The organism is Massilia sp. (genome assembly GCF_032106685.1).
Classification (GTDB): Bacteria; Pseudomonadota; Gammaproteobacteria; order Burkholderiales; family Burkholderiaceae_D; genus Telluria.
This window is the reverse complement of sequence record NZ_DAMCPG010000009.1, coordinates 37021-58802: the sequence shown is the minus strand read 5'-3', so window position 1 is coordinate 58802 and position 21782 is coordinate 37021. Positions and strand designations below refer to the sequence as shown.

The following is a 21782-nucleotide window of genomic DNA, read 5'->3' as shown; positions in this document are numbered from 1 at the left end:
CGGGCGCTGCGCCGGCGCCGCTTCGCGTCCCCCTCCGCTTGGCGCGGCAGTTGCCTGTCGGAATTTCTTACAACTGTCGTTCGACGCCATGCGTTTCAACAACTAAGTTGTTGTTTTCTTACGATATTTTCCTATTGGCATTAATATTGCTAGATGGTTACTTGTATTGAAAATAAACCTACTCCCTGGAGAGACAATGAACACCATCCTGAAACATGCCCTCCCCGCCTTGATGCTGGCCGCCTGTACCTTCTCCGCCAATGCCGGCGTGATCACCCTGGGCAGCATCGACAAGAACTACGGCAGCGCACCGGGCCGCGGCGACAAAGCCAATACCGGAGGCAATTCCTGCGACACCCTGAACAGCGCGTCGATCACGGTGCGCGATACGCAGACCGGCTGCACGCGCTTCAGCGACACCTTCGATTTCAGCCACCTGGACTACAAGAGCATCGACAGCCTGTCGCTGTCGCTGAGCTTCAGCCAGACCAACGATTACAACTACTTCCTGGGCTTCATTCCGGTCGCGGAAGACTGGCGCGTCATCATCGCCGACACGCCTTCGCACCGCACGTCCAACCTGATGGACATGCAGAGCAAAAAAGGCCAGACCACCCAGTTGTTCCAGATCAACGCCAAGACCCACGCCGACGTCTTCACGAAGATCGCGCAGGATGGCAAGTTCTACCTGTGGTTCGGCGACGAGGCCTGGGGCTCGAACAACTTCAAGCTGAGCGCGGCCAGCCTGACGATCAATGGCACGCCGGTATCGGAACCGTCGAGCATCGCCCTGTTCGGCGTCGCCATGCTGGGCGCCGCCTATGCAAGGCGCCGTTGTGCAGTGAAGTAAGCAGGCAACTTCCTCGCAAGAAGCGAACAGGGCCGCGCCGTTTTTCCGGCAGCGGCCCTGTGTCTTTTCGCGCGACGCGCGCAGGCTTACCGCGCTACTTGCGCGTCTCCGGCAACAGCGCCGTCGCCAGTCCCAGCAGCGGCAGGAAGGACGTCAGGCCGTAGACCCAGACGATGCCGTTGTGATCCGCGAGCTGCCCCAGGCCGGCGGCGCCGATGCCGCCGATGCCGAACATCAGGCCGAACATCAGGCCCGACACCAGGCCCACGCGGCCGGGTACCGCTTCCTGGGCATAGACCACCAGCGCCGAGAAGGCCGAGGACATCACCAGGCCGACGATGCCGGCCAGGACCGCGGTCCAGAACAGGTTGGCGTATGGCAGCGCCAGCGCGAACGGCGCCACGCCCAGGAAGGAAATCCAGATCACGGCCTTGCGCCCGATGCGGTCGCCCACCGGTCCCCCGGCGAAGGTGCCGATCGCCACCGACGCCAGGAACATGAACAGGAACAGCTGGCTCTGCTCGACGCTCAGGGCGAAGCGCTGGATCAGGTAGAAGGTGAAGTAATTCGTGAACGAGGCGATGTAGACGAACTTCGCGAACATCAGCACGCAGATGACCGCCACCGCGCGGATCACCTCGGCGCGGCCCAGTCCCGCCTTCTGGTTGCGCGCCAGGCCTTTCAGCTGGGCGTGCCCGTGCGTCAGCGTCCAGCCGGTCAGGCGCAGCAGCACGGCGACGGCGACCAGCGCCGCGAGCATGAACCAGGCAATCGCCGGCTGGCCGTGCGGGATCACGATGGCGGCGGCCAGCAGCGGGCCGATCGCGGAGCCGGAATTGCCGCCGACCTGGAACGCCGACTGCGCGGTGCCGAAGCGCCCGCCCGAGGCCATGCGCGCCACGCGCGAGGCTTCCGGGTGGAAGGTGGCGGAACCGACGCCGATGACGGCCGACGCCAGCAGCAGCATCTCGAAACTCCCGGCAAGGGCCAGCAGGGCGATGCCGAGCAGGGTCACCATCATCCCCGCCGGCAGCAGGTAGGGTTTCGGGTGCTTGTCGGTGTACAGGCCGACCCAGGGCTGCAGCAGCGAGGCCGTGACCTGGTAGGTCAGCCCGATCAGCCCGATCTCGCCGAAGCTGAGCGCAAACTGGCCTTTCAGCATCGGGTAGATCGCGGGCAGCATGGCCTGGATCATGTCGTTCAGGAAGTGCGCGAAGGCAGCCGTTCCGACGATGCCGGCAAAGAAGGTGGTGCTGGGTTGTCCGGCTGCCGGCGTCACGGTAGCGGCGGCGGCCGGGCTGTCGATGGAAGTCCTGGTGGTCATGGGGCGACGGTGTTGCGTACGTATTGCGTACGTATATTGCGAGGAAAACGAAAGCTGCGCGCAGGCAGCGCCAGCCCGCCAGTGTAGGCGTGCCAAGTCAGGCCGTCTCGCGCTCATCTGCCAAAAGGTGTAGAGTTCCTGCCATGGCGACACCTGTCAAGAACCGGCACCAGGACTTCCACGACCTTCCGCGGCCGCTGGTCGCCATGGAAAACACCCTGCCCGCCGGGACGGTGACCGGCTGGCATTCCCACCCGCGCGGCCAGTTGCTGTATGCGATCAAGGGCGTCATGATCGTGCATTCGGAAGCCGGCTCCTGGGTCGTGCCCCCGAGCCGCGCCCTGTGGATCGTGGCCGGCCTGCGCCACAACGTCATCATGTCGGGCGACGTCGAGATGCGCACCGCCTACATCGACGCGCAGGCGGCGCCCGGCCTGCCGGCACAGACCTGCGTCATCAACGTCTCGCCGCTGCTGCGCGAACTGATGGTGGAAGCGGTGCGCATTCCGCTCGACCGCGACATGGGCCCGCGCGAAGAACGCCTGGTCGGCCTGCTGCTCGACGAGCTGAGCGTCTCGAGCGCGATCCCCCTGCACCTGCCGATGCCGTACGACGCCAGGCTGAAGTCGCTCTGCCAGTCCCTGATCGACCAGCCCGGCAACCCGGCGCAGGCGCGCGACTGGGCCGCATCGCTCGGCATGGGAGAACGCACGCTGCACCGCCTGTTCTCGCAGGAGACCGGCATGACCTTCGCGCGCTGGCGCGAACAGGCCAGGCTGCTGTCGGCGCTCGAGCAGCTGGCCCAGGGCAGGAAAGGCATCGACGTCGCCTTCGATTGCGGCTACGCGAGCCAGAGCGCCTTCGCCGCGATGTTCCGGCGCCACTTCGGGGTACCGCCGTCGAGCTTTTACCGGTAGGCCGGTGCGATGTTAATCGTCGAAGCCGCGCCTGGCGCGGCGGCGCGCCAGGTACACGCCGAGCATGGCCAGCGGCGAATAGAACAGACCGGCAGCCGGATACGCATTGGCATCGCAAGACTCCGTGTTAGATTGCAATTTTGCGAGATATAACAAGTCAGGCAACATCCCCCCATGTCACTGCTGATTCAAGAAGTTCTTGAACAGAACGCTCCCCTGGAGCTCCTGCTGCTTGCCGATCCTTCGGAAGAAAAGCTTCGTTCCTATCTGTCCGGTTCACGATGCTTCGTTGCTTCAAGTAATGGGGCGGTGGTTGGCGCATGTGTCGTCCAGCCGTTAGGGGCAGGCGCATACGAGCTGATGAGCATCGCAGTACAAGCAACCCATCAGAAAGCCGGACATGGCACGGCACTACTGAGGTGGGTCGTTGACTTCTTTCGAAACGCTGGCGCAAGACGGATGGAGGTAGGCACTGGCGCGTTTGGCTATCAGCTTGCCTTCTACCAGAGGCATGGTTTTCGGGTGACGAGCATCGAGCATGACTTCTTCGTCAAGCACTACCCCGAACCAATCTTCGAGAACGGGATACAGCACTTTGACATGCTGCGTCTTACGCTGAGGTACCCAGGCGACGTGGCCTGACAGTGCGTTCAAGCCGGCACGCATTGCAATGCGCTGGCAGATCGGTCGACGCAGCAAAAAGCCGCGGCCCGATAACGCACCGGCCGCAACGGTGGGTTCGAGAACCCACCCTACGCCAGGCATGCAACCTTTTAGCCGATGTAGTTGAACAGCGACAGCCCCGACATCGTCTTGAACGACTTCTGCGCCGCTTCCAGCGTGGTCTGCTGGGTCGCGTACTGCGAGATCGCCTTCACGATGTCCAGGTCCTGCAGCCGCGACAGGGTGCCCGAGTACTGCAGGCCCAGGTCGGAGCCCGAGTCGTCCAGGTAGTCGAGTTCCTTCATGCGCGAGCCGATCGAGGCGCGCACGGTCAACATGTTGTCGAGCGAGGACTTCAGGCCTTCGCTGGCGGTCGCGAGCTTGTTGTTCAGCGTGGCCAGGCTGGCGCTGTCGTCGTCCGATGCGCGCAGGGCCGCGACCAGGTTGGTCATGGTGGTGAAGATCGATTCGCGCTGGCTTGGCTTGACCTCGAACTTGTCGCCGTCGGCCGGGGCGCCGCTGATCGCGAACGAGGTGCCGTCGAAGGCGACCTGCTTGCCGGAGACATAGGGTTCGTCGGCCAGCACCACGCTCTTCGGCGTGGTGCTCTCGTCGGTCACGCTGTAGGTGGTCACGGCCGGGCTGCCGCTGACCTTGAATTCCAGCGTGTAATTGTGGCCGGTCAGCTTGCTGGCGTCGGTCACCGAGCCGGAGTTGGCAACCGCCCCGCCCTTGTTGCCGTCGACCATGATGGTCTGGGTGCTGCCGTTGCCGGTGCGGTTGTTCTCGAAGATGGTGTTGCCCGAGTCGCTGATCGCGATCGAGCGCGAGGGGCCGACCTGCAGCATGCGCTGGCCCTGGTCGCCCTGGTAGATGGCGCCGCTGTCGGTCTGCATGAAAGGAACGGTGCTGCCCTTGTAGCCCGAGAACAGGTAGCCGCCGTTGCCGTCGGCCCTGTTCGCCACGCCCAGCAGGTCCTGCATGCGCCCTTCGACCTCGGCCGCCAGCATCAGGCGCTGCTCCTTCGACAGCGCGCCGCCGCCGGCCTGGACCACCAGGGTCTGCACGTCCATGATCAGGTCGGCGCCGTCGTTGAGCGCGCTTTCCACCAGCGCCAGCGAATCGTTGGCGTTCGCGCGGTTGGTCGCGTACTGGGTGTTGAGCGACTGCGACTGCGTCACTTCCAGCGCGCGCGCCGAGGCGATCGGGTCGTCGGCGGCGCTCAGCATGCGCCGGTTGGTCGACAGCTGGTTCTGGGTCTTCGCCATCTGCGACTGCAGCGTGTTGAGCTGGGTGGTGGCGTTCTCGAAGATGCTTCTGGTACTGATGCGCATGTTTGTATTCTCCGCTGGCTGCCGAATCAGCGTCCGATCGACAGCAGGGTGTCGAAGATGCTGCTGGCGATCTGCATCACCTTGCCGGCCGCCTGGTAGGCTTGCTGGTACTTCAGCAGGTTGGTCGCTTCCTCGTCCAGGTTGACGCCCGAGACGTCGAGCGCGGCGCCCTGCACCTGCTTGAGCAGGGCGTCGTTGGCGTTGAGGTTGACCTGCACTTCACGCGTCTTGTTGCCGACCGTGCTGACGGTCTGGGCAAAGGCCGACTGGTAGGTGGCCTTGCCGCCGTCGAAAATGTTGGTGGTCTGCAGCGAGGCAAGCGCGTGCATGTTGCGCGTGTCGGCGCTGGCGCCGGTGTTGGCGCTGATGGTGAAGCGGTCGCCATCCTGCGGCACGCCGCTGGTGCTCACGCTCATGCCGCCGAAGCTGTAGGTGGCGTTGGCCTTGTAGGGCGCGCTGCCGCCGGTATGGGTGGTGGTCGTGCCGTTCAGCGTCATCGTCACGGTGGCGCCGCTCGGAAAGCCCGAGAGGTTGCCGGCGGCGCTGTCGTAGCGCAGCGTGACCGGCAGGCTGGGCGGCGTGCCGAAGAAGCTGCTGTCCACGGTGCCGGCGCTCAGCTTGGCGCTGCCCTTGTTCTCGTTCGGGACGGCGGTCGCGATCGGCGTGGCGGCGGCGACCTGGTTCACGTGGGTCAGGGCCACGTCCATGCTCGATGCGCCATAGACGGTCGGGCGCACCAGGTAGTTGTCGCCGGCGGCGGCGTTGCCGGTGATCGTGAAGGCGACGCCATCCTTCTCGAAGGTGGTGCCGGCCGGGTCGTAGGGTTCGACCTTGGTCTTCTGGCGGTCGGACAGGCGCGTGATGTAGAAGTCGGTGCCGTCGGACTCGATCTTGTAGTCGCTGTCGGTCAGCTTGGTGGGATCAAGGACGGCCGCGCCGACCTTGGCGGTGCTGGTGATGGCGTTGTCCACCGCCGCGGCGACGTAGGCCGGGGCCTGCACGAAGAAATCCTTGCCCTGCTGGCCGGTGGCGTCGATGCCGAGCCTGTGCTGGGCATTGAAGGTCGAGGCCAGGCCGATCGCGAGGCGGCCGATCTGGTTCTGGACGCGGTCCAGGGTGTTGGTGCGGAACTCGAGCAGGCCGCCCAGTTCGCCGCCGGCGAGCGCGCTTTCCGGCAGCGCCACCACCTTGTCGGCGGTGGCATAGCCGACCGTCAGGCGGGTCTGGTCGGTCGGCGACTTCATCGTCGCCAGCTGGAACGATTGCTGGCCCACGACCAGCGGCTGGCCGGTGCCGATCGAGACGTTCAGCGCATTGTTGCTGCCGGCCGTGACGGTCGCCTTGACGTGCTTGTTCAGCTCCATCACCAGCTGGTCGCGCTGGTCGAGCAGGTCGTTCGGCTGGCGCCCTTCGATCGAGCCGTAGGAGCCGATCTTCGCATTCAGCTCCGAGATCTGGCGCGCGTAGGCGTTGATCAGGTTGACGTTGGTCTCGATCTCGGTATTCACGCCGGAATCGATTTCCTCCAGGCGCGCGTCGATCTGCTGGAAGCTGCCGGACAGGGTCTCGGCCGCGGACAGCAGGGCCTGGCGCGAGGGGCTTGATGCACCGTTGCCGGCCACTTCCTGCACCGCCGAGAAGAAGTTCTGGAGCGCCGGAGACAGGCCCGAGGTGGTGTCGGCCAGCAGGTTGTCGATCTGGCTGATCTGGTTGTAGTAGGCGTCGAGCGAGGACTTCGAGGCGGTCGCGGTACGCACCTGGTTGTTCAGGAACTCGTCGCTGTAGCGCTTGATCTCGGCGATCTTGGTGCCGGTGCCGACAAATCCGTAGCCGAACTCCATCGACGTCGACGTGGCCTGCACCACGCCCTGGCGGCTGTAGCCGTCCACGTTGGCGTTGGTGATGTTGTGGCCGGTCGTCGCCAGCGCCGTCTGCGCCGCGTACAGGCCAGTCTTGCCGATGCTGAGGAGGTTTCCGGACATGTCGTTTCTCTATCTGTTGTTATGTTCTACGGCAGATCTTGCCAAAACTTGAATGCCGCCCGCTTAGGCAAGGGAGTGCTTGATAATTTTTGACAGTTTGTGTCCGTAGTTCGGGTCGGTCGCATAGCCGGCGCGCTGCAGGCCGTGCGCGAAGGCCGAGGCGTCGCCGGCGCTGTCGAGCACCTTCTCGTAGCGTGGATTGTTCGCCAGCATGCGCGCGTAATCCTTGAACGAGTCGCCCGGGCTGTCGTAGGCGCGGAATTTCTCGACCTTCTGGTGCGGCTTGCCGTTGATGTATTCGGTGGTCACGGCGGTGGCGACCTTGCCCTTCCAGCCCGGGCCGGCCTTGATGCCGAACAGGTTGTTGGCGTTCGTGCCGTCGGCATTGCGGATCATGCGCCGGCCCCAGCCGGTTTCGAGCGCCGCCTGGCCCAGCATGAACTTGGCCGGCACGCCGGTGACCTCTTCCGCCGCGGCCGCGTGGGCGCCGAGCTTTTCCTGGAAGGCGCGCACGTGGGCCGGCTGGACCCGTCCGGCGCCGTTGATGCCCTGGGTCTGCAGGCCGGCGTCCAGGCCTTCCTTCAGCGGACCGAGCTTGCCCTTGACCGGGATGTCGAGCGCCTCGGCCACGCCGTTCCTGCCGACCACGGCGGACGAGGTGCCGGCATCGGCGCCGATCGCCAGCGCCTTGGCGTCGCTTTGCACCGACAGCTGGCGCACCAGCACGTCGGCCAGGCCCATGCCGCGCTTGGCCAGGTTCTGGCTCAGCTGCTGGTCGAGCATGGACGTGAACATCTTGGTCTGCTGGTTGTCCATCACGCCTTCCTGGGGCGTGGCCTCGCGCATGGTCTTCATCATCTGGTTGATGAAGAGGGCCTCGAACTGGGTCGCGGCGCCGCGCATGGCGTCGTTCGAGCCGGCCTTGGCCGACTGCTTCAGCTTGCCCAGGTCCTGGACGTCGAGCGCGAACTTGCTGCTCAGGTCGTGCTTGGAAGGAATCATGCGGGCGTCCTCAGATGATCTCGAGTTCGGCGCGCAGCGAACCGGCGGCCTTCAGCGCCTGCAGGATGGCCAGCAGGTCCTGCGGGGTCGCGCCGATCGAATTCATGGCCTTCACCACTTCCGCCAGCGAGGCGCCGCCCTTCACCAGCAGCACCTTGCCCGGGTCCTTCTTGACTTCCACGGTCGGGCTGGTCGTGACCACGGTCTGGCCACGCGAGCCCGGCGCCGGCTGGCTGACGTTCTGGTCGGCGCCGATCGTCACCGACAGGTTGCCGTGCGAGATCGCGCAGGTGTCGAGCGTGACGGCCTGGTTCATCACCACCGAGCCGGTGCGCGCATTCAGGATCACCTTGGCGGCGGCCGCGGCCGGCTTGACGTCGATGTTCTCGAGCAGGCCGATGAAGCTCACGCGCGCGTCCGACGAGGCCGGGGTGCGCACGCGGATCACGCGTCCGTCGAGGGCGGTGGCGGTGCCGGCCCCGAACTGGTCGTTCACGGCGCTCACCACGCGGCTGGCGGTGGCGAAGTCGGTGTCGTTCAGCTCCAGGCGGATCTGGTTGTTCTCGCCCAGGTTCGACGGCACCGCGCGCTCGACGGTGGCGCCGGCCGAGATCTTGCCGACCGACAGGTGGTTCACCTGCACCTGGGCGCCGCCGGCGGAGGCGCCCACGCCACCCACCAGCACGTTGCCTTGCGCCATGGCGTAGACCTGGCCGTCCGCGCCGTGCAGCGGCGTCATGAGCAGGGTGCCGCCGCGCAGGCTCTTCGCGTTGCCGATCGAGGAGACAGTGATGTCGATGGTCTGGCCCGGCTGGGCAAAGGCCGGCAGCGAGGTCGTGACCATCACGGCCGCGACGTTCTTCAGTTGCAGCTGGCCGGTCGGCGGCAGGTTCACGCCCTTCTGCTGCAGCATGGCGATGATCGACTGCACGGTGAACGGGGTCTGGCTGGTCTGGTCGCCGGTGCCGTCCAGGCCCACCACCAGGCCGTAGCCCGACAACTGGTTCTGGCGCACGCCGGCGATGCTGGCCATGTCCTTCAGGCGCTCGGCCTGGGCCATCGGTGCGGCGAGCGTGCTTGCGAGAGCGGCGCAGAGCGCCAGCAGCGGAAAGGTAAAACGCATCATCACTCCGGAAAAATCAGAACGGCAGCAGCGACTGGAAGAAGCGCGACATCATCGAGTTCACCTCGGCGCGGTCGATGCGGCTGTTGGTGCGGTACTCGACGCGCGCGTCGGCCACCACGGTCGACGAGACGACATTGCCCGTCTGGATGGTGTCGGGGCTGACCATGCCCGAGAAGCGGATGAACTCGATGCCCTTGTTCATGGCGACCTGCTTCTCGCCGGCGACGATCAGGTTGCCGTTCGAGAGCACCTCGGTGACGGTGACGCCGATGGTGCCGGTGAAGGCATTGCTGGCGCTCTGGTTGTCGCCGTCGGCGAACTTGATGCCGCCTTCGGTGGCCACGCTCGCGCCCAGGCGCGACTGCAGCGGGCCCGGCAAACCAAAACTGGCGCTGCCCGACTTGTTGCCCGAGCTGGCGCCGCTCTTGTTGGCCGAGGTCTTCTCGACGATATTGATGGTCAACAGGTCGCCCACCTGGCGCGCCCGGCGGTCTTCGAACATCGGGCGGTAGCGCGCGGCGTTGTAGATCGCGCCGTCGGTCGGCGGCGCGACCTCGGCCAGGGGCGGACGCGCGCTGCGCGTTTCCTGCACGATCGAGCTCGGGGTGGTGGCGCAGCCGGTGAGGACCACGGCGGCCGCGATGAAAGCGAGTTTGGTCATGGTGTGAACGTGAACGATGACGGCGAACGATTACAGCTGGGCCAGCTTCTGCAGCATCTGGTCGGAAGTCGTGATCGCCTTCGAATTGATCTCGTAGGCGCGCTGGGTCTGGATCATGTTGACCATTTCCTCGACCACGTTGACGTTCGAGGTCTCGACGTAACCCTGCATCAGCACGCCGGCGCCGTTGGTGCCCGGGGTGTTCGCGTTCGGGTTGCCCGAGGCGGTGGTTTCCATGTACAGGTTCTCGCCCTTCGACTCCAGGCCGGCCGGGTTCACGAAGGTCATCAGCTGCAGGTTGCCGATCTGGGTGGTGGCGGTGGTGCCGGCCGTTTTCACCGACACGGTGCCGTCGCGGCCGACGGTGATCGTCTCGGCATTCGCGGGAATCGTGATCGGCGGCTGCACCGGGTAGCCGCTGGAGGTGACCAGGGTGCCGTTGGCATCGACCTGGAAGGAGCCGTCGCGGGTATACGCCTGGGTGCCGTCGGGCAGCAGCACGGGGAAGAAACCGGTGCCGTTGATCATCACGTCCTTCGAGTTGCCCGTTTCCTGCGGGTTACCCTGGGTGAAGATGCGCTCGGTCGAGACGGCGCGCACGCCGGTGCCCAGCTGCAGGCCGGAAGGCAGGTTGGTTTGCTGGGACGATTGGGCGCCAGGCTGGCGCACGGTCTGGTACAGCAGGTCCTCGAACACCGCACGCGAACGCTTGAAGCCGTTGGTGCTGACGTTGGCGAGGTTGTTGGTGATGACGTCGAGGTTGGTCTGCTGCGCCTCGAGGCCGGTCTTGGCGATGAACAGCGAACGAATCATGGGTTTCTCCTTTTGGCGGCGGGATCGGAAGGGTCCGACCGCCATGCATAATAGAATTATGCTGGAGAAACACTTAGTTCAAAGCGAGGAGTTGGCTGGCTTTCGCGGCGTTATTCTCGGCGTTCTTCATCAGGCTCATTTGCGTTTCGAACGACCGCGCCAGCCCGATCATGGTCACCATGGCGTCCACGGCGTTGACGTTGCTGCCCTCCAGCGCGCCGCCGGCGACGCGGATCGACGGGTCGGCCTGGGCGCTGCCGCCATCCTTCAGGCGGAACAGGCCGTCGTCGCCGCGCACCAGGTCCTGGGTCGGCGGGTTCACCAGCTTCAGGCGGCCGAGGATGACCGGCGCGGCCGGGCGCTCGGCGTTCGAGACCGTGGAAATCGTGCCGTCGCCGCCGACGGTGACCGTGACGTCCGGCGGGATCGTGATCGGACCGCCCTCGCCCATGATGGTCTGGCCGCCGGTGGTGGTCAGCACGCCGTTCGGGCTCATCTGCAGGGCGCCGTTGCGGGTATAGCTTTCGGTGCCGTCCGGGTTCTGGACTGCGATCCAGCCCGGCCCCTTGACCGCGACGTCGAGGTCGCGGCCGGTGATCTGCAGCGGGCCGGACGAGAAATCGGCGCCGACCGTGTTGTTGACCACGAAGGTCCGGGTCGGCAAGCCTTCGCTTTGCACCGGCACGGCGCGGAAGGTGTCCAATTGGGCGCGGAAACCCGTCGTGTTCAGGTTCGCCAGGTTGTTCGAGGTCGTCGCCTGCTGTTCCAGGATGTGCTTGGTGCCGGAGGCGGCGGTGTAGATCAGGCGGTCCATTGTTGTTTCCTTCGTTGTACGTGCCGGGTGATGCGTTTCGATGTGCTGCGGCGGCATACCGCGTGGGTACAAGTACCCACCCTACCAAACCGTTTTTCGTAGGGTGGGTACTCGTACCCACGCCGTCTCACCGCTTGAACAAACGCGGCGCCGAACCAATCACGCTTAGCGCATGTTCACCAGCGTCTGCAACACCGAATCCTGGGTCTTGATGGTCTGCGCATTCGCCTGGTACACGCGCTGCGCGGTGATCATGTTGACCAGCTCGGCGGTCAGGTCGACGTTCGAGGTCTCGACCGCCGACGACTGCAGCACGCCGAAGCTGCCCGAATCCGGCACGCCGACCAGCGGCGTGCCCGAATCGGCCGACTCGGCCCAGGCGTTGTTGCCGAGCGGCTCGAGGCCGTTGGGATTGGTGAAATTGGCCAGCACCACCTGTCCCAGCGGTTTGCTCTGGCCGTTGCTGTACTGGCCGAGGATGACGCCCTCTTCGCCGATCGAGAAACGCTGCAGGTTGCCGGCGGTGTAGCCGTCCTGGACCAGCTTCTTGTCGCTGGTCGAGGTGCCATACTGGGTGGTGCCGGTGTAGGCGATTTCCATCGTCTGGATCGGGGTGGAGCCGGTGGACGGGAAGATCGGCAGGTCGATGTTGAACTTGCCGCCGTTCGGGGTGGTGACCGCGTTCAAGGCGCCGTTCTCGTCGAAGCGCAGGGTGCCGATCGGCACCGCCGGGACCTTGACCGCGGCCGCGATGGCCTTGTCGACCTGGTCCGGCGAAGCGCCGGCGATGCGCGCCGCGTCGCCGCCGGCGGCGACGATCGCGGCCTGGCCGGCGGCATCGGCGCCTGCCGTGCCGGCCGCCGCGGACACCATCCGCGACGCCTCGGTGGCGTAGTTCGCCAGCGCGGCGGAAATCGTTGCCGCCACCGGCGGGATCGCCTTGGTGGCCGCGTCCCAGGCGGCGCGCGCCGCGTTCACGGCCGCGAAGTCGGCGGTGTCGCCCTGGGCGGCCTGGGCCACTTTCAGGTTGGTGATCTCGGTGCCGTCGTTGGCCGCGTAGACGTCCCAGGTGCCCGAGCCGTTCTTCACGTAGAAGGTCGACAGCACGTGCGGGTTGCCCAGCGTGTCGTAGACGTCGATCGGGGTCTGCTTGTTGTAGGTGTTGGGGTCGGCTGCGTCGAAGGGGTTCACGGCCGGCGCCGCGGCGCGCGAGTCGAGGTTCATCTCGATGCCGACCTTGGCCGTCGAGACCGGCTTCAGGTTGGCGGTGTTGATCTGCAGCGGCACCGGGGCGCCGGCCAGCACCTGGCCGGTGACGCCCACGCCGTAGCCGGTCAGCTTCGAGCCGGCCGCGTTGACCATGTAGCCTTCCTTGTCCAGCGAGAACTGGCCGTTGCGGGTGTACTGCACCATGCCCGAGGACACGGTACGGAAGAAACCCTGGCCGTTGATGGCGATGTCGAGCGAGTTGTTCGAGGATTCGATATTGCCCTGGGTGAACTGCTGGGCAATCTGCGACACCTTGGTGCCGATACCGGCCGTCATGCCGCCGGCGCCGTTCAGCGAGCTGGCATAGACGTCGGCGAACTGCGCCTGCGCGCCCTTGAAGCCGACCGTGCTGGCGTTGGCGATGTTATTGCCGATGACATCCAGCGATTTCGCAGCACCGTTCAAGCCGCTCAGACCTTGTTGAAAAGACATGTGGTTCTCCTTGAATGGGAAAGGTAAGCGGCTTGGCTTACAAGACTTGTTTGATATCGTCGAGCGTCACGGCGCCCTTGCCGGCGAGGTTGATCTTCACCCCGTCCTTGGAATTGGTGCTGACGCTGGCCACGCTGTCGAGGCTCAGGCCCTTGACGTCGGTCAGCGGCTGGCCGCCGCGGGTGGCGACCACGCGGAAGGTGTAGCCGCCGTCGGCCAGGGTGGCGGCGTCGACCGCATCCGAGCTGCCGTCCCAGGCCAGCGGGGTGGCGCCGGCTTCCATCGCGCCCATCTCGATCGTGGCCACGTCCTTGCCGGTCTTCGGATCGGTCACGATCACCTGCACGTTGTCGGCCGCGGTCGCCAGGTCGATGCCGAACACCGACTGGCCTTTCACCAGGGTAAGGTTGCTGCCTTCGACCAGCACGCCGTGGCCGATCAGGTTGGTCGCCGCCAGCGCCTCGCTCGACTGGTAGCTCGACTTCAGCGTCTCGAGCGTCTCGTTGAGCTTGTTCACGCCGGTCACGGTCTGGAGCTGGGCCAGCTGGCTGGTCACCTGGGCGTTGTCGAGCGGGTTCAGCGGATCCTGGTTCTTCAGCTGGGTCACGAGCAGGGTCATGAACTTGTCGGTGTCGGCCTGGACGCCATCCTTCTCGGTCTTCTTGGCGTTCATGGTCGCCATCAGGTCGTTGATCGAAGTGCCGGACGCGGCGCTGTTTACGGTGGACATATCGGTGGCTCGTTAGGATTATTGACCCAGGGTCAGGGTTTTCAGCAGCATGCTTTTCGCCGCGTTCATGGTTTCGACGTTGTTCTGGTACGAGCGCGAGGCCGACAGCATGTTGACCATCTCGTCCACCGCGTTCACGTTCGGCATCGAGACATAGCCCTTCTCGTCGGCCATCGGATGCTTGGGATCGTAGACCTGCTTCAGGGGCGACGGGTCCTCGACCACTTCGCGCACCTTGACGCCGGTGCCGCCGGTGGCCATCGGCACCGCCTCGAACACGACCTGCTTGGCGCGGTAGGCTTCGCCGGTGCTCGAGGTGGCGCTGTCGGCGTTGGCGAGATTGCTGGCGACCGTGTTCAGGCGCTGGGCCTGGGCGCTCATGGCCGAGCCGGAGACGTTGAAGATATTAAAGAGCGACATGATGGCTGACCTCTGAAGGCTTATTGCCCGTTCTGGATCGCTGCCAGCAGGCCGCGGATCTGGTGGTTGATCATCGTGATGCCGGCTTCGTAGCGCAGCGCATTGTCGGCGAACTGGTTGCGCTCGACGTCCATGTCGACCGTATTGCCGTCGACCGCCCCCTGCACCACGCCGCGGTAGAGCACCGGGGTGCCGTCGGGCAGCGCCTTGCCGTCGGCGGCCGGCTGCTGGTGGCGCGCATTGGTGGCGGCCAGTGGATTGCCGGGGTTCGCCGCGCGCGACAAGGCGCCCTGCATGGCGCTGGCGAAGTCGATGTCGCGCGCCTTGAAGTTCGGGGTGTCGGCGTTGGCGATGTTGGACGCCAACAGTTCCTGGCGCTGCGACCGCAGGGACAGCGCCGTTTCGTTGAAGCGTAAGTAGTTGTCGAGTTTGCCGATCATGCCGCCTCCGGGCAGATTTCTGGTTGGGACAGCGTGAATCATACGTTTGAGCAACACAACCCAATCGAAGGATAAGGAGCCCCAAACCCCGGCTATTCAAAGTTTCACTGCGGCATCAAGACGCCTAAGATGGCAGCCATCGAAAAGCATTCTTTTGCCATGTTCAAGAATTTGAGATTGTTCACCCTCCTGCTGCTGGCCGCGCCGCTGGCGCTGGCACAGACGCCAGGCGCGCGCCAGGACGGCGCCGCGCTGCGCAAGGTGGCCGAACACTATCTGCAGACGCAAAGCGCCGGCCTGCCGGGCAAGGTGACCGTCAAGATCGGCGCGGTCGACCCGCGCCTGTCGCTGCCGGCCTGCCCGGCGCCGGAAGCCTTCCAGCAACCGGGCGCCCGCCCCTGGGGCAAGACCACGGTCGGCGTGCGCTGCACGGCCCCGGCATGGAGCATCTTCCTGCAGGCCCAGGTGAGCGTGATCGCCGACTACGTGACCGCCGCCGTGCCGCTGGCCCAGGGCCAAGCCATCGAGGCCGGGCAATTGACCACGATGCAGGGCGACATTGCCGCCATGCCGAACGGGATCGTCACCGACATGGCGCAGGCGATCGGCCGCACGCCCATCGTCTCGCTGCCGGCCGGCGCCCCGCTGCGCCTGGATTCGCTGAAGAGCAAACCGGTGGTGCAGCAGAACCAGGCGGTGCGTATCGTTTCTCGTGGAGAAAACTTCTCGGTCTCGGGCGAAGGCAAGGCGATCGGCAACGCCGGCGAAGGCCAGGTGGTGCAGGTACGCACCCCGCGCGGGGCCATCATCAGCGGCACGGCACGGATGGGCGGGATCGTCGAAGTGGCATTGTAAAAAAACCTCTCTGTTTGCGGATCCGCGCTAAAGTTTGGGCCTGGTCGGCCGTTACACAGTGCAGATCCCGGAGTTCCTGCTCCGAACCGAGAAGGATGATGCTGTGAAAATCAACGATACCCTCAAAGGCCCGCAAGGCCTGCAACAACAGAATCAGACCACGGCAGCCAACGCGAAGCAGGCGGAAAAGGCTGCCGCCACCGCCGCCCCGGCCCAGACCGACAGCGTACGCCTGTCGTCGCAAGCCCAGGCAACGAGCGGCACCGGCAAGGCGAACGAAGTGTTCGACGCCAAGAAAGTTGAACGTATCAAGATGGCAATTGCCGATGGGCAGTTCCAAGTCAATTCCGAAAGGATCGCGGACGGCTTGCTCGATACCGTGCGCGACCTGCTCCACTCACGCAACCGATAAAGCACCATGACCAGTCCGACCGCCACCCTCCCCGCCGAACGCCAGCGCATCGACGCGCTGGTGGAACTGATGAAGCAGGAACAGCAGCTGCTGGTGGCGGCGGATGCGGACGGACTGGCAGAAGTCACGCCGCGCAAGGTCGCGCTGGTGCAGGAACTGGCGCAACTCTCGCGCCAGCGCCACGCGGCCCTGGGCGGCGCGGGTTTCCAAGCGGCGGAAGCCGGCATGGAACCCTGGCTGGCGGCGCATGGCGACGAGGCTATGCGCTCGTCCTGGTCCGAACTGCTGGCGCGCACGGCGGAGGCCAAGGAACTGAACCGGGTGAATGGCATGCTGATCAATCGCCAGATGGCGCATAACCAGACGGTGCTGCAGGCGTTGCGTACGCCGACCGGCGGCGCGGATTCGACCTTGTATGGAGCCAATGGGCAGACCTTTGGCGCCGGGGCCTCGCGGCGGTTCGTGCTGGGCTGAGGTTTACTTCCTTCTCTTTTGATGACGGCCGCATGCGGCCGTTGTTGTTTCTGGGTGCGCTCAAGACCTGGCCAGCTGGCGTCGCTCGATTGCGCCGCCTCGCGCCGAAAGCTGACCCATCTGGACCGTTCTAAACCGGCAACGCTCCAGATACGAGAGCGTGCAGTTCGGCCTGACAGGCGCCGCTTGGCTTGCCCGCATCGCACAAGCTCCGATGCGTTGGTGGTCCGGGCACGCCCCGGATGGCCGCAGCGTCAAGCCGCACGCTAGAGCGTGCTCTCGGTTGCGGTGCAACAAATTATCGCCTAACATACCCATCAATGATGCATTTAAAGCAACTTTTTTGGAGGGTATGATCTTGCTTTCCCTTCCCTACACCCCGGATGTCGAAACGGTCGCTGAAGACGAAGCGCGCCTGACCGAAGAGATCGTCGAACGGATGGCGGCTACCAACCGCTGCGCCTTCGAGCGCCACCGCCACGGGATCCGCGACGCCCATGCGAAGTCGAACGGCCTGCTGGTGGGCGAGCTCGAGGTCCATGCGGATTTGCCGCCCGAGCTGCGCCAGGGGATCTTTGCCGAGGCGCGCACTTACCAGGTGGTCGCGCGCCTGTCCTCGGCGCCCGGCGACATCCACTCCGACAAGATTCCCGCCCCGCGCGGCTTTGCGCTCAAGGTGATGGGCGTGGACGGCGAACGCCTGTCGCCCGACATTGCCGGCGCCAACCAGGACTTCCTGATGGTGAACTTCCCGGTGCTCGCTTTCGGCACCATCCCGAAGTACAAGCAGATGCTGGCGCTGCTCGAAGCGAACGCGCATGCGCCGGACACCTTCCAGCGCCTGGTCGCCGGCACCGCGCGCGGCGCGAAGGAACTGGTGCAGGCACTGGGCCTGGAGCCGGGTGCCACCCTCGAAGGCCTGGCGCGCGACAACCACCATCCGCTCGGCGAGACCTACCACACGCAGGCGGCAATCCGCTTCGGCGACTACATCGCCAAGCTTGCGCTCGCGCCTAAGTCCGCGGAGGTACGCGCGCTGGCCGGCCAGCCGCTGCGCGAGGTGCACGACGCCTGCATGCGCGACGCCGTCAGCGCCTTCTTCGCCGAACAGGGCGCGGAATATGAACTGTCGGCGCAGCTGTGCGTCGACCTGGCGGCGATGCCGGTCGAGGACGCCGCCATACCGTGGAGCGAGGCGCGTTCCCCGCACCGCCCCATCGCCACGCTGCGCTTCCCTGCGCAGCGCAGCGCCACGCCAGGACGCCAGGTGTACGGCGACGACATCCTGTCCTTCAACCCATGGAACGGCATCGAGGCGCACCGGCCGCTGGGCGGCATCATGCGCATCCGGCGCGCAGCCTATGAGCGTTCGAGCGCGTATCGCCACACGATGAACGCGCGACCGCGCACGGAGCCATCGCAGCCTTCCGACATTCCCGACTGAGGAGCCAGAACCATGACCGAGAAAACCACCGATCCGCGCCTGGACGACGAAACCTGGCTGCAGGAAGTCAGGCGCCGCATCGACGCAGTGGCGCACGACGCGCCGCATCTTGCGAAGATCGCGCTGGAAGCGATGGTGCGAAAGCACAATCCCGACCTGAAGGGCAGCGCCAGATCGGCCGGGCGCGCCGGCAAGCAATCCGGCAACGTGTCCGAGCTGACCGCCATCGCGCAGCTCAAGCCGGGCGGCGCCGACCGCCTGCGCCGCATTTTCGATCTCACCAACGGCAATATGGACGGCGCCCAGCGCGTCTCCACCTTGCACGACATGCGTTTCGTCTTCTTCGACAACGACACCCGCATCCTGTTCGCCACCACCTATGACGGCGACTGGGACAGCTACATCAACGATTTCGCGACCAAGATCCCGGAACTGATGGACCTGCTGTTCGCGAACGTGGAAGGCTGGCCCGGCATCGCCAATCCGCAAGTGAAGGACTTCATTGCCTCGCACCAGATCGACGCCGCCGGCTGGTTCGTCGCCAATCCGCAGGTGACAGTGGTCGATACCCGCCGCTACCAGCGCATGGAAAAGGCGCTGGATGCCTTCTTCGATGCCATGGCCGCGCATCCGCCCGCGGACGAGACGACGCGCAAGGCGCTCGATACGCTCACGGCCGCGATCTCGCAGCCGGAAGGGGTGGATTACTGACATGAGCCTGCTCACCGATCTGAAGGCGCGCTTCCGGCGCGAACGGGTCACGCTGGCCCTGGACGACATCCAGGCCCTGATCCTGCGCTCGCGCCCCGAACCCTATGTCGGCATCCACGCGATGCTGCATATCGACGAGGCGGAGGGAGGACGCGACCTGGTACGCCGCCTGGCCGCCCACATCCCCTCCGCGGCTGGCTGGACCGACGACCGCGAAGCCTGGATTGGCGCAGCTCTCAGTTTCCAGGGCCTGAAGGCGCTGGGGCTGCCGGAATCCTCGCTGAAGAGTTTTCCCCTGCCCTTCCAGCAAGGCATGGCGGCACGCGCCGAACAACTGCGCGACATCGGCGGCAATGCGCCCGAACACTGGGACGAGGCCTTTCGCCCCGGCGCCTGCCACCTCGCGCTGACGATCTATGCGCGCGACGAGGCCGCGCTCGACGTCGCGCGCGCCAAGGCCATGGGCGAACTGGCGCGCTCGCACGGCGTGACCCTGGTCGGCACCCATGCCTTCGGCGCCGATGCCGACGCCAAGAACCCCTTCGGCTTCCGCGATTCGATTTCGCAGCCGGCAGTCGCCGGCAGCGGCGTCGATCCGGTGCCGGGCCAGGAGCGTGCGATCGCGGCCGGCGAATTCATCCTCGGCGAAGACAGCGAGAGCGGGGCGCCGGTGGCGATGCCCGATCCGCCTGAATTGGGGCGCAATGGCTCCTTCGTGGTGCTGCGCAAGTACGCCAGCCAGGTCGGCGCCTTCAATGATTTCGTGCGCAGCCATGCCTCCGGCGAGCAGGAGGAAGAGCTGCTGGCCGCCAAGCTGGTCGGGCGCTGGCGCAGCGGCGCGCCGCTGATCCTCGCGCCCGAGCATGACGATCCGGACCTGGGCGCCGACCCGACTCGCAACAACGATTTCGATTTTTCGAAGGACCCACGCGGCTTCGTATGCCCGCATGCGTCCCACATGCGGCGCCTGAACCCGCGCGACAGCAAGCTGACGATCCTGACCGACGTGAACATCCACCGCATCATTCGACGCTCCTCGACCTTCGGCCCCAAATGGCGCCGCGACGTGACGGCGGCCGACGATGTGCATGGCGACCGCGGCATCTTCTTCATCTTCATCAGCGCGCGCGCTTACGACACCATCGAGTTTCTCCAGCAGGAGTGGATCAACCGCGGCAACTTCATCGACCTTGGTGCCGAGCGCGACGCCGTCGTCGGCCTGCACGAGACGCCCGGCAGCTTCACGCTGCCGCAGCCGCCGGTGAGGCGCCGACTGGACGGCGTCGCCACCTTCAATCGCCTGAGGGGCGGCGAATACCTGTTCATGCCGTCGCTGAGCGCCCTGCGCTGGATCGGCGAGGCCGGCTGGACAGGCTAGCGGTCCGATGGAGCTGGAGATGGCAAGAGCCAACAACATCCAGCTTCCGTGACATCGAACGAGATATTCGAGCAGGTCAGGCGTTGATACTTGCCTTTCAATGCGATGCACTCAGCGGCTCCGATTGGGCGTCGCGGCGGTTTGTGCTGGGCTAAAGTTTTACTTTCTTCTCTTTTGATGACGGCCGCGGATGCGGCCGTTGTTGTTTCCGGGACCTATTCCACTCGTCCCGTAAGCACGTGACTAAGAGCGACCGGCGCCGCCGTTCCGTCCTTTGCTGTTTGCGTACACCCACGTGTATTCAGCACCAAACAGGAAAATCTGCGCGGAATAGTAGAACCACGCGACAAGAATCACAAAGGAGCCGGCTGCGCCAAAGCCCGAGGCCACGCTCGATTTCGCGAGGTACAAGCCGATCAAGGTTTTACCTACGTTGAAGAGCAAGGCTGTGACCGCGGCCCCCATCCACACATCGTGCCAGGATATTTTCGCGGTTGGCATGATCTTGTAGATCATCGCAAACAGGACCGTGAAGAGGGCAAACGACGCGGTGAAATTCAGTACGCTCGCCAACACGCTTTCCGCTGCCTCTCCACCGCCCAACCATTCGCTCGTCGCCGCGAGCGCAGCACTGACGACAAGGGAAACCATCAGCATGAAAGCGAATCCGAGAACCAGGCCGAAGGATAAGATGCGGCTGCGCACCCAACCCCAAATGCCTGAAGGTTTTTCTTTCGCCGGCACGCGCCAGATGCGGTCCAGATCGGTTTGCAGTTCGGCGAAAATGGCCGTTGCGCCCAGCAGCAGAAGGAAACCGCCAACGATGCTGGCGAGGATTCCGGTGGACGGTTCGCGCGCGGCTTGAAGCAAGCCCTGCACGGCCGTCGCTCCTTCCTGACCCATGATGCCTTGAAGCTGCGCGATGATTGCGCCTTGTGCGGCGTCCTGTCCAAATACCATCCCGGCAATCGCGATGACGAGGACCAGCAGCGGCGCCAGGGAAAACAGTGTGTAGTACGACAGCGCTGCCCCCATGCTCGGGGCGTAATCATCGATCCATGCGTTTGCTGCCGCCAGGAGTATTTGCCACTGCCTGCCGACCCAGCTCGCCGAGGTTTGCTCGAACTTTGGATGCGGCGGCGTGCTTGTGGCTGTATCCGCGTCCTTTGCATCGGATGTGCGGTTCTCTGGACGCGTCACGGCATATTCTTTTACTTCCTGGACCGGGGCGGGTGCGGGGACATTGGCATTCTTCACTGCCGAGGCAAGAAACGCTGCCAACGGTACGAGAAAACTACCCGCCTTCACGGTATCGCCGGTGTCGTCGCTGCGTTCCGCTGCCCTGCTGGACCTGCTGGGCCTACTGAATACAGGCGTTTTCTTGCGCCTGACGAGGGCATAGCCCGCCGCTGCGATGCCCAGCACAGCGGCGCCACGCACATACGGGGAGGAAAGCATATCCGAGGCCTTTGATTTGAGTACGTCGAACTGCGCATTCGCTCTCGGCTCGGCGGCAGTCACGCGGATTTCTGCTTCATGCTTTTCGTGATCGGTAGCGCTCATGTTGTCCTCATGTGGTCGGCATTCGTGCCGGGCTGCCGTGGCGTGACGGCGAAATGGCTGGTTTCCACCTTAAGCCTTTTGCGAGGACGGGTCAGTACGGTGACTCACCGTCTGCAGAGGCAATAGCGGATTGCGCATCCGGCACATGCCATTCAGGAGACCGTTCAA

General features: G+C 65.1%; 23 protein-coding genes. 9 read left to right on the top strand and 14 right to left on the bottom strand.

The window, feature by feature from the left end:
* Positions 1-196: 196 nt before the first annotated feature.
* The gene (locus tag RT688_RS07745; protein WP_313704268.1) at positions 197-850 is read left to right on the top strand and encodes a PEP-CTERM sorting domain-containing protein; all 654 of its coding nucleotides are present in this window, start codon (positions 197-199) and stop codon (positions 848-850) included.
* Positions 851-944: 94 nt separating this feature from the next.
* Here the strand turns inward: RT688_RS07745 and RT688_RS07740 are convergent, their stop codons facing one another.
* Positions 945-2174 carry an MFS transporter gene (locus RT688_RS07740; RefSeq protein ID WP_313704267.1) on the bottom strand — a complete coding sequence of 410 codons (1230 nt, stop codon included), beginning with the start codon at positions 2172-2174 and terminating at the stop codon, positions 945-947.
* A 143-nt stretch (positions 2175-2317) separates the two neighbouring features.
* Between RT688_RS07740 and RT688_RS07735 the strand changes: the two genes are divergently transcribed.
* Entirely contained in the window at positions 2318-3091 is a 774-nt protein-coding gene (locus RT688_RS07735; protein ID WP_313704266.1) for a helix-turn-helix transcriptional regulator, read from the top strand.
* A 12-nt stretch (positions 3092-3103) separates the two neighbouring features.
* Here the strand turns inward: RT688_RS07735 and RT688_RS07730 are convergent, their stop codons facing one another.
* On the bottom strand, positions 3104-3259 hold the full coding sequence (locus RT688_RS07730) for a hypothetical protein (protein ID WP_313704265.1): 156 nt from the start codon (positions 3257-3259) through the stop codon (positions 3104-3106).
* Positions 3260-3265: 6 nt separating this feature from the next.
* Here RT688_RS07730 and RT688_RS07725 point away from each other — a divergent pair, with 6 nt between their 5' ends.
* On the top strand, positions 3266-3733 hold the full coding sequence (locus RT688_RS07725; protein WP_313704264.1) for a GNAT family N-acetyltransferase: 468 nt from the start codon (positions 3266-3268) through the stop codon (positions 3731-3733).
* 131 nt (positions 3734-3864) lie between these two features.
* Here RT688_RS07725 and flgL read toward each other — a convergent pair whose 3' ends face one another.
* From flgL to flgB, 11 genes are all read right to left on the bottom strand, one after another.
* Positions 3865-5088, bottom strand: coding sequence for a flagellar hook-associated protein FlgL (flgL, locus tag RT688_RS07720; protein WP_313704263.1), 1224 nt, complete (start codon positions 5086-5088; stop codon positions 3865-3867).
* 26 nt (positions 5089-5114) lie between these two features.
* Positions 5115-7070, bottom strand: a complete 1956-nt coding sequence (gene flgK / locus RT688_RS07715) for a flagellar hook-associated protein FlgK (protein WP_313704262.1) — start codon at positions 7068-7070, stop codon at positions 5115-5117.
* Between the two features lie 63 nt (positions 7071-7133).
* A complete protein-coding gene (flgJ, locus tag RT688_RS07710; RefSeq protein WP_313704261.1) occupies positions 7134-8072 on the bottom strand; it encodes a flagellar assembly peptidoglycan hydrolase FlgJ in 939 nt (312 codons plus the stop codon).
* Positions 8073-8082: 10 nt separating this feature from the next.
* On the bottom strand, positions 8083-9195 hold the full coding sequence (locus RT688_RS07705; RefSeq protein ID WP_313704260.1) for a flagellar basal body P-ring protein FlgI: 1113 nt from the start codon (positions 9193-9195) through the stop codon (positions 8083-8085).
* 16 nt (positions 9196-9211) lie between these two features.
* A complete protein-coding gene (locus RT688_RS07700) occupies positions 9212-9859 on the bottom strand; it encodes a flagellar basal body L-ring protein FlgH (RefSeq protein ID WP_313704259.1) in 648 nt (215 codons plus the stop codon).
* 30 nt (positions 9860-9889) lie between these two features.
* Positions 9890-10672 carry a flagellar basal-body rod protein FlgG gene (gene flgG / locus RT688_RS07695; RefSeq protein WP_313704258.1) on the bottom strand — a complete coding sequence of 261 codons (783 nt, stop codon included), beginning with the start codon at positions 10670-10672 and terminating at the stop codon, positions 9890-9892.
* Between the two features lie 73 nt (positions 10673-10745).
* Positions 10746-11486 (bottom strand): flagellar basal-body rod protein FlgF, encoded by a 741-nt coding sequence (gene flgF, locus RT688_RS07690; protein ID WP_313704257.1) that lies wholly within the window; start codon positions 11484-11486, stop codon positions 10746-10748.
* Positions 11487-11651: 165 nt separating this feature from the next.
* Positions 11652-13187 (bottom strand): flagellar hook protein FlgE, encoded by a 1536-nt coding sequence (locus RT688_RS07685; protein WP_313704256.1) that lies wholly within the window; start codon positions 13185-13187, stop codon positions 11652-11654.
* Positions 13188-13224: 37 nt separating this feature from the next.
* Complete coding sequence (locus RT688_RS07680) at positions 13225-13917, bottom strand: flagellar hook assembly protein FlgD (RefSeq protein WP_313704255.1); 693 nt, start codon at positions 13915-13917, stop codon at positions 13225-13227.
* A gap of 18 nt (positions 13918-13935) precedes the next feature.
* On the bottom strand, positions 13936-14337 hold the full coding sequence (flgC, locus tag RT688_RS07675; RefSeq protein ID WP_312548599.1) for a flagellar basal body rod protein FlgC: 402 nt from the start codon (positions 14335-14337) through the stop codon (positions 13936-13938).
* Between the two features lie 20 nt (positions 14338-14357).
* Complete coding sequence (flgB, locus tag RT688_RS07670) at positions 14358-14777, bottom strand: flagellar basal body rod protein FlgB (RefSeq protein ID WP_312548598.1); 420 nt, start codon at positions 14775-14777, stop codon at positions 14358-14360.
* Between the two features lie 129 nt (positions 14778-14906).
* Between flgB and flgA the strand changes: the two genes are divergently transcribed.
* From flgA to RT688_RS07640, 6 genes are all read left to right on the top strand, one after another.
* Positions 14907-15632 (top strand): flagellar basal body P-ring formation chaperone FlgA, encoded by a 726-nt coding sequence (gene flgA, locus RT688_RS07665; RefSeq protein ID WP_313704254.1) that lies wholly within the window; start codon positions 14907-14909, stop codon positions 15630-15632.
* A gap of 103 nt (positions 15633-15735) precedes the next feature.
* Entirely contained in the window at positions 15736-16044 is a 309-nt protein-coding gene (gene flgM, locus RT688_RS07660) for a flagellar biosynthesis anti-sigma factor FlgM (RefSeq protein WP_312548595.1), read from the top strand.
* Positions 16045-16050: 6 nt separating this feature from the next.
* Positions 16051-16518: a flagellar protein FlgN gene (locus RT688_RS07655; RefSeq protein ID WP_313704253.1), complete on the top strand. Its 468-nt coding sequence runs from the start codon at positions 16051-16053 to the stop codon at positions 16516-16518.
* 352 nt (positions 16519-16870) lie between these two features.
* Positions 16871-17962: a catalase family protein gene (locus RT688_RS07650; RefSeq protein ID WP_313704252.1), complete on the top strand. Its 1092-nt coding sequence runs from the start codon at positions 16871-16873 to the stop codon at positions 17960-17962.
* 12 nt (positions 17963-17974) lie between these two features.
* Positions 17975-18673, top strand: a complete 699-nt coding sequence (locus RT688_RS07645; RefSeq protein WP_313704251.1) for a hypothetical protein — start codon at positions 17975-17977, stop codon at positions 18671-18673.
* Position 18674: 1 nt separating this feature from the next.
* A complete protein-coding gene (locus RT688_RS07640; RefSeq protein WP_312548590.1) occupies positions 18675-20051 on the top strand; it encodes a Dyp-type peroxidase in 1377 nt (458 codons plus the stop codon).
* Between the two features lie 243 nt (positions 20052-20294).
* Here the strand turns inward: RT688_RS07640 and RT688_RS07635 are convergent, their stop codons facing one another.
* The gene (locus tag RT688_RS07635; protein WP_313704250.1) at positions 20295-21614 is read right to left on the bottom strand and encodes a YhjD/YihY/BrkB family envelope integrity protein; all 1320 of its coding nucleotides are present in this window, start codon (positions 21612-21614) and stop codon (positions 20295-20297) included.
* Positions 21615-21782: the final 168 nt, after the last annotated feature.